Origin of the sequence: Anaerobranca gottschalkii DSM 13577 (assembly GCF_900111575.1) — a bacterium.
Lineage (GTDB): Bacteria > Bacillota > Proteinivoracia > Proteinivoracales > Proteinivoracaceae > Anaerobranca > Anaerobranca gottschalkii.
In genome coordinates this window covers 39,225-53,396 of sequence record NZ_FOIF01000005.1, presented here as the reverse complement: position 1 = coordinate 53,396, position 14,172 = coordinate 39,225, and the positions used below count along the sequence as shown (strand labels likewise).

The following is a 14,172-nucleotide window of genomic DNA, read 5'->3' as shown; positions in this document are numbered from 1 at the left end:
GGCTCAATAGAGCTTTTGGAACGTCTTGTTCCTCACCCCTTCTTCCTTTTATCTAATCAGCTCTTAAATCTAACTCCTCGACTTAATCGTATCTTTGTTTAATTACCACAGCTGATGATGACTTTGTCTATAGTTTGTCTTCAGTCTGTAACAACCTTTAATAAGAAGGTTGTTATTTAATTTATTTTTTCTTAAACATACCAAGTATTATTAAAGTAGGTACCAAGAGAATAAAAAATAAGTAAAGTACAGAAATTATCGGTGAAATAATCTCTAATTCTTTAATAATCATAGATAATGCACCAGTAATTATTAAACTACTTCCCGTTACCCCCCTTAACAACACACTTCTTCGCTTATCAAAATAGTAAGCGACACCGAAAATCACTAATAATAGTCCAATAAACAAAAAAACACCTCCCCTTTTTCTCCCCTCTATTTTAACATAAATAAAGGGAAAGAAAAATTAGGTGCTTTTTTATGCACCTAATTTTTCTGGTAAAATTGCATTTAATATTATTCCTATTATTGCGCCAAGGCCGATTCCTTCAAAGGTAAATTTGTAAATGTTGATACCTATACCACTTAAAGAAAATATTAGTATTGTTGATACTATAATTAAATTTCTAGTATTTGTTAAATCTATTTTAGCATCTACTAATGTCCTAATTCCTACCGATGAAATCATACCGAAGAGAAGTACCACAATACCTCCCATAACCGCTACTGGTATTGTCCCAATTAAAGCTCCAAATTTAGGTAAAAAACTTAGCATTAGAACAATACATGCTGCTACTTGTACAACTATTGGGTCTTTTACCTTACTAATGGCCAAAACCCCGATATTTTCTCCATACGTGGTATTAGGTGGTCCACCGATTCCGGCAAATAATGTTGCAATACCATCTCCTGCAATTGTCCTGTGTAGCCCAGGATCACTGACAAAATCTTCATCAACGGTCTTACCTATGGCCAATATATCACCTAAATGTTCCACTAAAGTTACCACTGCAATAGGGGCAATTAGTAAAATTGCTGAAAGATTAAATTGAGGTATTACAAAATTAGGTATCGCTGGCATCCAACTGGCTTCAGAAAATTCCGCTAAACGCTGAGGATCAAAAACACTTATATCAGTGAAAAGGTGGAGAGCTAAGGATATTAAATAACCACCTACAATTCCCATTAGTATTGGGACTACTTTAAACATCCCCTTACCAAACACAGTAAAGATTATTACTATTGCTAAAGTTATAAAAGCAATGGGCAAATTGGCAGAAGCCATATCTCCAGCCACTCCAGCTAAAGATAAACCTATGGAAATAATAACAGGTCCAACAACTACTGGCGGAACAGCTTTTTTTATGAAGTTTACCCCAGAAAACTTAATCATTACAGAAAAAAACAAATAAATAAGACCAGCTACCACTACACCACCCATAGCAATTGGAACAGAATAATTTGATACTACATAAATTAGTGGTGGTATAAAAGCAAAGGATGAACCTAAGTAAGCAGGTACTCTACCTTTGGTAACTATTGCAAACAAGATTGTACCTAAACCTGAAGTGAACAGTGCCACTAAAGGATCTAATCCCGTTAAATAAGGCACCAAAATTGTCGCTCCAAACATAGCAAAAACATGTTGGAAAGATAAAGGAATAATTTGAAGTACTGATAAGTTTGATTTTCTTTCCATTTCTTTTTCCTCCTTAGGTTTTGAATTAGCCTAAAGGAGCCTATAAGTTGTTTAACTTTAGGCATAAAAAAACTTCTTGCTTAGCAAGAAGTAAAATACCTAAATAAAATAACTTATAGGTTTCACTCCTTACTAATCTCCCGGATTAGTTTAAAGGCTTATGTAAATAATACCACGAATTTAAATTTTATTCAATAACTTTTCTTAAAATATTTTTAAAGTAAGGTGGTAAGTCAATTTCCCATTCCATCCACTGTCCTGTAACTGGATGGTTTATTCCTAAAATTTTGGCATGAAGGATTTGGCCATCATTCTTAAACTTTTGTTTTTTATAGCCGTATAGAGGATCCCCTACAATGGGATGACCGATATAGTTTAAATGTACCCGAATTTGATGGGTTCTTCCTGTCTCAAGTTTTAATTCCACCAATGTATGGTTTTTATAACGCTCAAGTACTCTAAAATAAGTCCTAGCTTCTCTAAATTTTCCATGGGTTACTACAGCCATTTTCTGTCTATCTACTGGATGCCTAGCAATTGGAGCATCAATTATTCCATTGTCCTCTTTAATAACTCCTTCAGCAACTGCCCAATAAATTTTTTTAGTAGTTCTATTTTGCATTTGCTGAGAAAGTTCCTGATGAGCTTGATCATTTTTAGCAACTACTAAGAGTCCTGAAGTATCTTTATCTAAACGATGAACTATTCCTGGCCGTTTTACGCCGCCAATAGTAGATAAATCCTTTAAGTGATACAATAAGGCATTAACTAAAGTTCCTGAATTATGTCCCGGAGCAGGATGAACCACCATTCCTTGAGGTTTATTAATTACCGCTATACTTTCATCTTGGTATACTATATCTAAAGGAATAGGTTCTGGAAGGACATCAGTAACTTCTACTTCTTGAGGTAAAATGGTTATTATATCCCCTTCTGATAACTGGTAGTTAGCTTTAGTTATTACTTTGTTATTAACTAAACAAGAATTGTTAGCAATAATTTTTTGTATCTGTGATCTAGATACACCCTCAATTTGCTTTGCTAAAAAAACATCAATTCTAACCTTTTCTGTTGCTTCTATTTCTAGGGTTTCATAGATCATACTTTTTTTACACCTCTGCCTTTTTATCTTTAATTACTTCAGTTACCACTTGTAAAGCAAAAAGGGAGACTCCAAGAACTATAGCAACATCTGCTACATTAAAGACAGGAGACCAAATTTTAAAATCAAGGAAATCTACAACATAACCAGTTCTAATTCTATCAATAAAATTACCTATAGCTCCACCGATTTGTAGAGCAAAGGCCACTTTTAGTAAAACTTGATCTTTATTAAGGCTAAATACGTAATATCCCAATACTAAAACTACTAATATTGTAATAATTATAAAAAAGGTGGTCTGATAAGCTAAAATACCAAATGCTGCACCTGGATTTCTTACATAAGTTATATGAAAAAAATTATTTATTATAGGAATAGATTGATTTAAAATCATTTGACTAGATACTAGATACTTAGTCCATTGATCTAGCACTATTGTTATAATAATGATAAATAGTATTAACATAGCCCCACTCCATTCATCTTAGATTACTTAATAATTTTAGCAAAAAATAACTTGCTTGTCTAATTGACTAGCAAGTTATTTTTTAAATTTTCTATTGGTAAATTTATGACCTTCTAAATCCTGTTGATATATTTCTTCAACTTCTTCTACAAAGCCCCTACTCTCATCAGAATGCTCATAAGGGAGATCTTTAGATTCTTCTAAGACATCTTGACCTGAATCAGAAGTGCCGTATCTTGCCACATCTTGCCAAGAGTCTTCTCCATCATAGGCAGTTTGTTGATCACCATTATAGGTTCTGCTAAAAGGAATTCCCAGTACCTCTTCTTCTATCGGCCTTCTTCTAAAACTCCTTTCCTTTTCTTTGTTGCATTTAATACATTCAGAAGCATATGGAATTGCTTCCAATCTTTCACTCTCTATTTGCTTTAAACAGCTATCACATATACCAAATGTTCCCCTTGCTATTTTATCTAAGGCGTTCTTAACTTTTTCTAACAGCATCTGATTATTTTCTCTAATACTTAAATCTTTACTTCTTTCAAATAATTCATCTCCAACATCTGCAGGATGATTATCAATTAAAGATAACTCTCCGATACTATCTTTAAAACTGACCACTTCATTTACAGAATTAGTTTCTAGTTCATCTTTTAGGTCTAGTAACTTTTCTTTATATTTATCTAACTCCACTAGTTCAACGTCCTCCTTGCATCTGATCTTGTACAAGTTTTACTATTTCAGCAATAAAATCACCAATCACAGGAAGGTTTAATAACACTAATCTTTGTAATAAATAAATGACAAGGGCACCTAATAGAGTGAATCCCACGGCAATTCCAAAACCCCTTGCCACCCCAGCAGTAAAGTTGATAACTAAGTATCTTTTGGGGTTATTTAGCATTTCTATATATTCAGCTAAGTTCATCCTTTCCATTTTTAAACTTAATTCTTCTATTTTTTCTAATAACTCCTTTTCCACTCTATTTTTTTTCAAACAAAACACCTTCCTATCTCTAAATAGTATTACACTAATTATAGTAAATTATATGTTATAAATTAAAAATATTGTATAAATAAAAAGAAGTTTAATCCCTTACAGATAAATCTATTATGGAATTTGGAGCAATTTTTTTAATTTCTTTAAAGAAAGGAGCATTAGATATATTTACCCATTGACTATCTAAAATTTTAGTATTACCTTCACTGAATAAAGCAGCTACTGTCATAGCCATCACTATTCGATGATCTTTATGACAATATATTTCCCTTCCCCTTAATTTATTTCCACCTTGAACGATAAATCCATCTTCCAGTTCCATAATATTTACTCCAAACTTTTTAAGATTTTCCACAGTACCCTTTATCCTATCACTTTCCTTAACCCTTAATTCCCCTGCTTTAACAACTTTGGTAGTGCCTTGAGCAAAGGAGGCTAATACCCCTAGAAGGGGCAACTCATCAATTATGTTTGGTATCAAATCCTCTGAGACTTCTATGCCTTTTAAAGTAGAGGGAAAAACTTTTATATCTCCCATTTTCTCTCCATGGATTACCTTTTCATTTATAATTTGAATTTTAGCCCCCATTTTAGTTATAACTTCTAAAAATGCTGTCCTAGTAGGATTTAAACCAACATCTCTAATTTCAATAATCTCTTCTTTACTTAGAAGACCTAAGGCAATGAAATAAGCTGCACTGGAGAAATCACCAACCACATGGTATTCTCTAGGACTTACTAGTTTCCCGGGATAAATAGTTATCTCCCTTTCCTTTACTTCTAAATTTATACCGAACTCCTTAAGCATAATTTCTGTATGATTTCTAGTTACTTTACTTTCTTTAACTATTACAGGATTTGAAGCAAATAAACCTGCTAATAAAATTGCTGACTTTATTTGTGCACTTGGGATTTGCAATTCCAACTTCTCACCCCTCAACCTCCAGCCCCTCTCAACCTTTATGGGAAGTTTACCATCAGTTCCCTCCAAAATGCCACCTAACTTTTTCAGTGGAGTTATTACCCTTTCCATTGGCCTTTGGCTTAGGGAGCTATCTCCAAACAAAACTCCTTCAATATTTAATCCTCCCAATATTGAAGGTAAAAGTCTAGCAGTAGTTCCAGAATTACCACAATCTAAATTGACTTTATTTTTTAATTTTTTCCAAGGATAAATTTTTACCGTTGTTCCATCGACTTCAATGGGTATACCAATTTCCTGTAAACAACTAATTGTAGTAAAACAATCCTTACCTTGAGAAAAGTTAGTAATATTTAACCAATCATTAGATAATGCACCTAAAATAGCTACCCTGTGACTAATAGATTTATCCCCAGGTGGATGATAACTATACTTAACCAAATTTTGTAATCCTTTAATTTCTATCATTAAAATCACCACTATACTCTAAAATTAAATTCTCAAATTGCTGATAATCTAAAGTTATAACTTTAAAACCCTTTTCACCTATAGCTACAAATTGAAGGTTTTCCCCTTTAACTTTTTTATCTGTCACTACTTTATTCAATAAATAGTGATAATTAGTGATGTTAAACTCTCCTACTACCTTTAACAATTTATTGATTAAAAATTTCTTTTGAAGGTAGGAGCTTTTATTTAGGATTTGTAATTTATAGGAAAGGTATAGAGCAAAGTCTAATCCCACTAAAACACTAAGTCCATGATTGAGGTAATCAGGATGTTGATTTTCAATTAAATGCCCTAAGGTATGCCCCAAATTTAAGGCTATCCTCTGGCCTTTAGTATCCTTTATATCCCCTTTTACATATTTTTCTTTAATTTTTATCGATTTCTCGATTACTTTCTCTAATATGACTAGATCCTTTTCTAAAACTAGATCTAAATTTTTAATTAACCAGTCATAAAATTCCTTTTCCAATAAAGCGTATTTAGCAACTTCTCCTAATCCTCCGTAAAAATCATCATCTTCTAAAGATTTCAAAACTTGGGGGTCGACGAATATACCTCTTGGTAAATAAAAAGAACCTAGTTGATTCTTATACCCCTGAAAATTTAATGCAGTTTTACCACCAATAGCGCTATCCACTTGTGCAATAAGGGTTGTCGGAAAATTATAAAAATCTATTCCCCTTTTATAAATACTACTAAAGAAAGCAGCTAAATCCCCTATAGCTCCACCACCTATAGCTAAAAGACAATCATAACGGGTTAAATTAAATCCTAATGCTTTTATTGTTAACTCCTCAATAGTTGATAAATTTTTCTCCTTTTCAGGCTCAGTTATTAAAAATTTTACATAATTTGTCCCTTCAAGTAATGTCCCTAAATATTGAGGATAAAGGTTTGTAATTTTACTATCTACCACTACCAATATCTTATGATACTTTTTCTTATAGTTCTCGAATTTTAACCAACTATTTTTCCCTATTATTACATCTACTTTATCCATAAAAAATCTCCTCTATTCTCTTTAGATAATTATTATAACTTTTTAAAGTATCGTTGAGATGATCTCCACCAAATTTTAAGTGAAATTGTTGAGCGATAACAAAGGCTACTACATTTTTAATGACAACAGATGCCGCCGGTACAACGGTTACATCACTTCTTTGATAATCAGTACTAGATTTCTCTTTATTCTTCAAATTTATAGTATCCATTCCCTTTAACAATGTTGGAATCGGTTTAATAGCAGATCTAATAACTATTTTTTCACCATTAGACATGCCACCTTCTATCCCTCCAGCATTGTTTTTTAGCCGCTTTACACCATCCTTTAGCACAATTGGGTCGTGGAATTGACTACCTAAAAGAGAAGTACCTGAAAAACCTAGCCCAAACTCCACACCTTTTACGGAAGGAACAGCCATTATTTCTCCAGCTAATAGTCCATCTAATTTTAAGTCATGTTGAATATAATTACCTAAGCCTGGTGGTAATCCCTCTATCACCGTTTCTACTACCCCACCTAATGAATCCCCATCCCTTTTAACCCTATCCACCAACTCTATTAACTCTTCATCCCGATCTTTATCTAGGGTATAAAATTGTGATTGGTATATCTTGGTATAATCATCGGCCTTTGGGGGTATTTTAACGGGTCCTATAGATAAAACATAAGAATATACTTTAATATTAAAAATGCTTAAAAACTGCTGACAAATACTGCCAACTGCAACCCTGACGGCAGTTTCTCTAGCACTTGCCCTTTCTAAAACATTTCTACATTCAGTAAAATTATACTTTAAAACCCCAGGCAAATCTCCGTGGCCAGGTCTTGGAGTATAATACTCCAATCCTTGTTGATGATATTTATCTTTATAGTTTTGCCAATCATTATTAGGTATAAAGAGAGATATAGGGCTACCTATACTATAGCCCATTCTAACACCTGAAATTATCTCTACCCGATCCTTTTCGATCTTCATTCTATCTCCCCTGCCATAGCCACCTTGTCGTAGGGATAATTCAAAATTAATATAATTTTCATCAATTGAAACCCCTGCAGGAATTCCTTCTAGGATAGCCACAAGCCCTTTATTATGTGATTCCCCTGCCGTAAGATAACGCATTTTCTTCACCTCTAATAACTAATACTTATAAATTTGGTATAAAGAGTAGTTGCAATAATAGCGGATAATACCCGTACTGTTAATACAATTATAGCATTTGCTCCTACACCGGCAAATATCACTGTTTCTTCTATCAAAGCGTGACTTATTCCTACAAGTATCAGAATTTTTGTTAAATCAACAGTGGAAAAACCCTTCTCTTTCCCTACAGTTATAATTACACCGGCTCCATATGTTAAACCTATTAAAAAGCCTACAGAAACTGGCAAAATAGCATCATGGGGGAGTTTTAACCATTTCATTAAAGGAGAAAAAAACTTCCCTATTTTATCTATAACCCCATACTCTTTTAAAAATTCTATAACAATAAGTAAAGGAAAAATTATCAAAGCAAGTTGAAAAAGGGAATTTAAGGAACCTAAAAAACTATTAAATAAATCTTCGATCATCAAAAATTCCTCCTAAAGTATAATTCCTAAGAGTATTCCTACAATGATAGACATGATTAACCTAGAAAAAAGGACAATCCATGCTTGAGAACCGACTTTTTTCGCTATAACCGTTTCACTTAGTATACTATGACATATGGCTAACATTGAAGAAAGAATAGTTATTTCTTTAACTGTTAAATCTAGAGATAACATAGCACCTACAGCCCCATACACTGTAGTTAAATTACCGATTATTAACACTAAAGCCCCTTCACCAGGCAAAGAGAATAAAGCCATTGCTGGTTGAAGAAAATTAGAAAAATGTTGTAGCAGCCCAGTTTTTTCGAAAAAATTAACCAAGGTGATAACCGGAATGATCACCTTGGCTAATTCCCACATTACTACGGTGCCGTTCTTACCACCGTTAACAAGTACTTTACCTATATTCATTTAGATTTTTCTCCAAATCTGTCCAATCATCAGCTGTCAACATTTCCAACTGGGCTTCTAAAAGGGCTTTAAATCTAGTTCTACAAACATGTACCTGCTTAGCCATTTCTTCCATTTCATTATGTATTTTTCTAGCTTTAAGTATCGCTTCATCAATAGTTTTTTTAGCTTCCCTTTCTGCTTCTCTTCGAATAAGTTCCGCTTCTCTACTAGCATTTTGTTTTACTTCTTCAGCTGTCTCTTGAGCTACGACAATGGCATTATGTAATGTTTCTTCAATTTTTGAATAATGTTCTAACTTTTGGGTTAATCCTTTTATTTTTTCATTTAAGTCTTGATTCTCTTTAATGAGTTTTTCATAATCCCTGACAATTTTATCTAAAAACTCATTTACTTCATCTTCATTATATCCTCTAAAAGAACGGGAAAATTCTTTATTATGGATATCTAGTGGGGTTAATGGCATACCTACACCTCCAAATTTAATCTAATAATATCAAATAAATAAAATATTATCTAAAGTAAATATTCGACTTAAATTTTATAAATCCTTTTCCTTGTAGAAAAAAATTAGAGATATTTTTTTATCTTTAAGTGAATTCTATTTTTTTTAGTTAGATTTCCTACTTCAGCTATTTCAATCCGTCCCCTACCCCGTATTGATATAATCTCTCCTTCTTTCACTGTATAAGATGGATTATTTATGGGTTTATAGGAAACTTTGACTTTTTCTCCTTTAATTAATGCTACTACCTTAGTCCTAGATATGCCAAAACCCAAACTAGCTACTGCATCTAGCCGTAATGATGCTACTGTTCCCGTTATTTCTTTTACTTTACTCTCAGTAATTTTTAATTGATGGGGATATATTTCTTTAACCTGGACTGTTACATTTTTTACCTTTGTTAAATTAGCAAGTATAAATGTAGCAATATCAGGACTGACAATTACTTGACAACCTTGATCAAAAACAATAATATCACCTATTTTTTCCCTTTTAAGTCCTAATCCTAAAATAGCTCCTAAGTAATCACGATGATTACATTTTTCTAATCCTGCACCCGTTATTTCTAAATAGGCTATTTCACCTTCAACATCTTCAGCTTTTAAAAAGTCAGGATAGAAAATAATTTTCTTTCTTTCACTTTCTGGATATCCCCCTTCAAGGATATATCTAACACCGAAAATATCCTTTGTAGCTTTAGTTATAATTTCCTGATGATAAGGGTCAAGAAAATTAGTTTCTTTTATCATATTTTTATCAGCAGCCATTTGAGCACAATCAAGGCCATGGGCTACAGCCATCTTGTCCACATCATTATCGAGTAAATTTAATATCTTTTCTCTGTCCATTAAAATCCTCCTATATTCCTCAAAATACCAATCACAATCTGTCTAATAAAATTTAAAGCAATAAAACCTATGATTGGAGAAATATCAATATATGCTCCACCAGAACCTATTGGGGGGATTAAATTTCTAAAAGGTCTTAAATAAAATTCAGTAATTTTATAAATGACACTTTTAAACTCATATAAAGTTCTATTTGTAGGGGATACAGGTATCCATGAAAAAAGAATCCTAATAATCAACAACCAATAAAAGGCTTCAAAAAGTCTGTTAACTACTCCTATCATTTGTCAATCTCCTTTACCATTTTTATTTAACTAAAGATTTCACTTCCTATTCTCACAATAGTAGCTCCTTCTTCCACTGCTACTAAATAATCATTGGACATTCCCATTGATAATTCCTTTAAATTATGAAAACCCTTATTTCTCAACCCATCCCGTAACTCCCTCAGCTCTCTAAATACATAGCGAACTTCTTCAGGATTTTCTGTAAAGGGAGCCATTGTCATCAACCCCTGAACATTAACCCCTGGGAGTTTAGATACAAATATCAAAAAATCCTCTACTTCATCTTTATATAAACCAGATTTAGTGTCTTCTTTTGAAATATTAACTTGTACTAAACAATTAGTTATTATTTCTTTTCCTCTAGAGTATTTGTCTATTTCTAATGCAATTTTTTCCCTATGTAAAGAATGGATTAATGAGAAGTTTCCCACTATATCTTTTACTTTTCTAGATTGGATATTACCTATCATATGCCAACTACAATTAGGAAAACTCTTTTGTTTTTGAAAAAATCCTTCCACACGATTTTCAGCAAAGGTTGTTATACCATTTTTATATAGTTCTTCCATTTGTTCTAAAGTTGCCGTTTTTGATACTGGAAGGATAAGAACATTGTTTGAGGTACGTTTTTTAATCTTTTCTTGTACTTTTAAATAGTTTTCCAATACCATTTTTTTCACTCCTAAAACTTAATCCATTGCCCTTCTTTAACTATATTGGGATTTAAAATTACCTGTTGATTATCCCTAAGTCCTACAACCCAAACCTTTCCACCTTCTTCCTTAATTTTAGCAATTTCCCAAAACACTACTCTATTCCGTTGAAGAACATAAACTCCAGGTTTACCTTCTTTAATAACTATCGCACTTTGAGGTAAGGGTATACCTGTTATGGTATCTAAAATAAAAAACACATCGGAAAACCTTAGAGCAATAAAATCATCTTTTAATTCATCGGAAAACAAGTGGATAAGATAATAATCATTGTGTTGTTCCATTCCCTTTACATCTACAAATAAAATTTGGCTTATCTCTTCATTTCCTAATCGCACTCTAACCCTTGATAAGCCATGGAGCAACTCTCCATATTCCCTATCTATTTTAACCATTATATCAGTTTGATAATTATTTACAATCTTTATTCCTTCACTACTCTGAACCACTTCTTTATAATTTCCATCTATATCTTTAAAAACATTTAATAAATTTTGGTCATTAACCTCAAAACTTTCGTAACCATCTATATTATAAACAATTAAACCAGCAATAGGGGCAAGATAATCACCAAAGAGATTTTGACCTTTTCTAATCCTTGTATATGGTGGAAGAGATAATTGGCTTTTATTAACACCTCTTAAAACTTTTTCTTCCCTAAGAAAAAAGCCTATGCCGTGGATTCCTTGCTCCATACTTTTAATTTCCACAACTTCAATTTCTAATAATTTTGCAGTGATATAATCCCTTAAATTATTTGCTACATGAGCAATTATAAAAAAGGCTATAACACCTATCCCTATTAAAAAAATCCATTTTTTAAAGTTTATTTTGCTTGTCTTCCCTTCAACCCCTCCTTTTAATACCCTGAAATTTTTATTAGGGTACTTTTTGACCATATTAATACCCCCTATATCACTATAATTTAGAAAGTTCCTTTTTAAATGCCTCAATATCTTTAAAATCTTTATATACAGAGGCGAACCTTACATAAGCAACCTCATCTAACTTTCTCAACCTAACTAAAACCATTTCTCCAATCTCTTTTGATGTTATTTCAGTCACTAACCTATTAGCTAAATCTTTTTCTATATTATCAACTAATTTTTCTAATTCAGTAAAAGAAATATTCCTTTTTTCCGTTGCCCTAGTTAATCCTCTAATAATTTTAGATCTATTAAAAAGCTCTTTTCTCCCATCCCTTTTTACAACTACTACCGGCGCTTCTTCAATTTTTTCAAAGGTTGTAAAACGTTTAAAACACTCTAAACATTCCCTCCGCCTTCTTATAGCCGTTTTATCTTCATTAGGACGGGAATCTAAGACTTTAGTATCGCTATTTTGGCAAAATGGACATCTCATAGAATTTCCTCCATTTTCTAATTTTCTACAATTTATTATATCACTTTTCTACTTCAATTTTAAAGTTTTTTTCATTATTTAAACTAAGATCAACAATAATTACATCATGACCTATTTTAATAATTTTATTCCAAGGTATGATGATATCTGGTTCATCAGTAAAAAAAACCAAAAAACCCCGCCTCCCAGAAATTATTAAAGATTTAATGATGCCTTTTTCTAAATCTATTTCTAAATCATCAAAATGACCTATCAACAATCCTTCACTAAAATTTAGAATTTCTTTATTTCTAAGATCAGATATCCTCATTTTTATCACTCCCCTCTATGAAGATATATGCGGAAATTTTTCAACATAGAATTTAATTTAACTTTCTCATTAAAATAAAAACCAGCCCCTTAGCTGGTCTCAGACTGAAGACAAACTATAGACAAAGTCATCATCAACTGTGGTAATTAAACAAAGATACGATTAAGTCGAGGAGATAGATTTAAGAGCTGATTAGATAAAAGGAAGAAGGGGTGAGGAACAGGACGTTCCGAAAGCTCTATTGAGCCATGGACGGCGAATTAGAGCGGTACCCTTCTTCCTTTTAGATAGAAGCCTTAAATCTCGACGGAGACTTTGTTAGAATGTTTAATTACCACAGCCTTTAAAAAATGACTTTGTCTACAAACTGAAACCAGCCCCTTGGCTGGTCTAAAATTTTCTAATTACATTTATATAATTTTCCCTTATATAAAGATTATTTTGATTGTATGCTTCAATAGCATAATCATCTTCAATATCTAGCATAGGCGAATAACAAAGGAAGTTAAAGATCATTATAATACAGCATAATATTTTCATTATTCATCCCTCACATATTTTTTTAAGTGATTTAAGGCTACCTTTTCTAGCCGAGATACTTGGGCTTGAGAAATTCCTATTTCTTCAGCAACTTCCATCTGAGTTTTCCCTTCAAAAAATCTGAGGGTTAATATTTTCTTTTCCCTTTCATTTAACCTAGTTAGTGCTTCGTTAATAGCTATTTCTTCTATCCAATTACCATCTACTTCCTTGTTGTCCCTGATTTGATCCATAACAAATATTGGTTCTCCTCCATCGTGATAAATAGGTTCAAAAAGAGATACCGGTTCTTGAATAGCATCTAAAGCAAAAACCACTTCTTCCCTATTTATCTCAAGTTCGTCGGCAATTTCCGCTACTGTAGGTTCACGATCTAATTTATTTATTAAACCATCCCTAACTTGTAATGCTTTATAAGCAATATCCCTTAAAGATCTGCTAACTCTAATTGGATTATTATCCCTTAAATATCTTCTGATTTCACCTATGATCATTGGTACTGCATAAGTTGAAAATTTGACATTTTGGTTTAAATCAAAGTTATCTATAGCTTTGATTAAACCAATACATCCTACTTGAAATAAATCGTCTACACATTCTCCTCTATTATTAAACCTTTGGATTACACTTAAGACTAACCGAAGGTTTCCATTGACTAATTTTTCCCTTGCCTCCTGGTCCCCCTGTTGTAACCGGATAAATAATTCTTTCATCTCTGCATTTTTTAAGACAGGTAATTTAGCTGTATTTACTCCACAAATTTCTACTTTATTTATCACGGCTAGCCCTCCTAGATTGTGTTAAATAAATTATTTCCTAGAATAAAAGAAATATACTAGTCTTTTTCTTTGTCTATTTAATATTGTTACCAGAATTTCAATTAAAAAACATTTATTTTAAAAAA

General features: G+C 32.3%; 20 protein-coding genes. All 20 read right to left on the bottom strand.

Annotated features, from left to right (window positions below):
• Nucleotides 1–181: 181 nt before the first annotated feature.
• Nucleotides 182–409 (bottom strand): hypothetical protein, encoded by a 228-nt coding sequence (locus BMX60_RS02770; RefSeq protein WP_091348934.1) that lies wholly within the window; start codon nucleotides 407–409, stop codon nucleotides 182–184.
• Between the two features lie 69 nt (nucleotides 410–478).
• On the bottom strand, nucleotides 479–1,699 hold the full coding sequence (locus tag BMX60_RS02765) for a uracil-xanthine permease family protein (RefSeq protein ID WP_091348933.1): 1,221 nt from the start codon (nucleotides 1,697–1,699) through the stop codon (nucleotides 479–481).
• Nucleotides 1,700–1,886: 187 nt separating this feature from the next.
• A complete protein-coding gene (locus tag BMX60_RS02760; protein WP_091348931.1) occupies nucleotides 1,887–2,801 on the bottom strand; it encodes an RluA family pseudouridine synthase in 915 nt (304 codons plus the stop codon).
• A 7-nt stretch (nucleotides 2,802–2,808) separates the two neighbouring features.
• Nucleotides 2,809–3,267 carry a signal peptidase II gene (lspA, locus tag BMX60_RS02755; RefSeq protein ID WP_091348930.1) on the bottom strand — a complete coding sequence of 153 codons (459 nt, stop codon included), beginning with the start codon at nucleotides 3,265–3,267 and terminating at the stop codon, nucleotides 2,809–2,811.
• A 75-nt stretch (nucleotides 3,268–3,342) separates the two neighbouring features.
• On the bottom strand, nucleotides 3,343–3,960 hold the full coding sequence (locus BMX60_RS02750) for a TraR/DksA C4-type zinc finger protein (RefSeq protein ID WP_091348928.1): 618 nt from the start codon (nucleotides 3,958–3,960) through the stop codon (nucleotides 3,343–3,345).
• A 4-nt stretch (nucleotides 3,961–3,964) separates the two neighbouring features.
• A complete protein-coding gene (locus tag BMX60_RS02745; RefSeq protein ID WP_091349008.1) occupies nucleotides 3,965–4,204 on the bottom strand; it encodes a DUF5665 domain-containing protein in 240 nt (79 codons plus the stop codon).
• A gap of 151 nt (nucleotides 4,205–4,355) precedes the next feature.
• Nucleotides 4,356–5,657, bottom strand: a complete 1,302-nt coding sequence (gene aroA, locus BMX60_RS02740; protein WP_091348926.1) for a 3-phosphoshikimate 1-carboxyvinyltransferase — start codon at nucleotides 5,655–5,657, stop codon at nucleotides 4,356–4,358.
• Nucleotides 5,644–6,699: a 3-dehydroquinate synthase gene (locus BMX60_RS02735; RefSeq protein ID WP_091348925.1), complete on the bottom strand. Its 1,056-nt coding sequence runs from the start codon at nucleotides 6,697–6,699 to the stop codon at nucleotides 5,644–5,646. Before BMX60_RS02735 ends, aroA begins: the two co-directional genes overlap by 14 nt.
• The gene (gene aroC / locus BMX60_RS02730) at nucleotides 6,692–7,822 is read right to left on the bottom strand and encodes a chorismate synthase (RefSeq protein WP_091348923.1); all 1,131 of its coding nucleotides are present in this window, start codon (nucleotides 7,820–7,822) and stop codon (nucleotides 6,692–6,694) included. The genes BMX60_RS02735 and aroC overlap by 8 nt, the downstream gene beginning before the upstream one ends.
• A gap of 11 nt (nucleotides 7,823–7,833) precedes the next feature.
• Nucleotides 7,834–8,271, bottom strand: a complete 438-nt coding sequence (locus BMX60_RS02725) for a nucleoside recognition domain-containing protein (protein WP_091348921.1) — start codon at nucleotides 8,269–8,271, stop codon at nucleotides 7,834–7,836.
• 12 nt (nucleotides 8,272–8,283) lie between these two features.
• Nucleotides 8,284–8,703: a nucleoside recognition domain-containing protein gene (locus BMX60_RS02720; protein ID WP_091348920.1), complete on the bottom strand. Its 420-nt coding sequence runs from the start codon at nucleotides 8,701–8,703 to the stop codon at nucleotides 8,284–8,286.
• Nucleotides 8,690–9,169: a DivIVA domain-containing protein gene (locus tag BMX60_RS02715; RefSeq protein WP_091348918.1), complete on the bottom strand. Its 480-nt coding sequence runs from the start codon at nucleotides 9,167–9,169 to the stop codon at nucleotides 8,690–8,692. Before BMX60_RS02715 ends, BMX60_RS02720 begins: the two co-directional genes overlap by 14 nt.
• A 104-nt stretch (nucleotides 9,170–9,273) precedes the next feature.
• Nucleotides 9,274–10,056, bottom strand: a complete 783-nt coding sequence (locus BMX60_RS02710; RefSeq protein ID WP_091348916.1) for a YlmH family RNA-binding protein — start codon at nucleotides 10,054–10,056, stop codon at nucleotides 9,274–9,276.
• Entirely contained in the window at nucleotides 10,056–10,340 is a 285-nt protein-coding gene (locus BMX60_RS02705) for a YggT family protein (RefSeq protein WP_091348915.1), read from the bottom strand. Before BMX60_RS02705 ends, BMX60_RS02710 begins: the two co-directional genes overlap by 1 nt.
• Before the next feature lie 26 nt (nucleotides 10,341–10,366).
• A complete protein-coding gene (locus BMX60_RS02700; protein WP_091348912.1) occupies nucleotides 10,367–11,014 on the bottom strand; it encodes a YggS family pyridoxal phosphate-dependent enzyme in 648 nt (215 codons plus the stop codon).
• Nucleotides 11,015–11,025: 11 nt separating this feature from the next.
• The gene (locus tag BMX60_RS02695; RefSeq protein ID WP_091348910.1) at nucleotides 11,026–11,955 is read right to left on the bottom strand and encodes a biotin/lipoyl attachment domain-containing protein; all 930 of its coding nucleotides are present in this window, start codon (nucleotides 11,953–11,955) and stop codon (nucleotides 11,026–11,028) included.
• A 19-nt stretch (nucleotides 11,956–11,974) separates the two neighbouring features.
• Entirely contained in the window at nucleotides 11,975–12,418 is a 444-nt protein-coding gene (nrdR, locus tag BMX60_RS02690; protein WP_091348908.1) for a transcriptional regulator NrdR, read from the bottom strand.
• A 40-nt stretch (nucleotides 12,419–12,458) separates the two neighbouring features.
• Nucleotides 12,459–12,728 carry a YlmC/YmxH family sporulation protein gene (locus BMX60_RS02685; RefSeq protein WP_091348906.1) on the bottom strand — a complete coding sequence of 90 codons (270 nt, stop codon included), beginning with the start codon at nucleotides 12,726–12,728 and terminating at the stop codon, nucleotides 12,459–12,461.
• Nucleotides 12,729–13,118: 390 nt separating this feature from the next.
• On the bottom strand, nucleotides 13,119–13,268 hold the full coding sequence (locus BMX60_RS11990) for a hypothetical protein (RefSeq protein ID WP_177159666.1): 150 nt from the start codon (nucleotides 13,266–13,268) through the stop codon (nucleotides 13,119–13,121).
• Nucleotides 13,268–14,047: an RNA polymerase sporulation sigma factor SigG gene (sigG, locus tag BMX60_RS02680; RefSeq protein WP_091348903.1), complete on the bottom strand. Its 780-nt coding sequence runs from the start codon at nucleotides 14,045–14,047 to the stop codon at nucleotides 13,268–13,270. The genes BMX60_RS11990 and sigG overlap by 1 nt, the downstream gene beginning before the upstream one ends.
• Nucleotides 14,048–14,172: the final 125 nt, after the last annotated feature.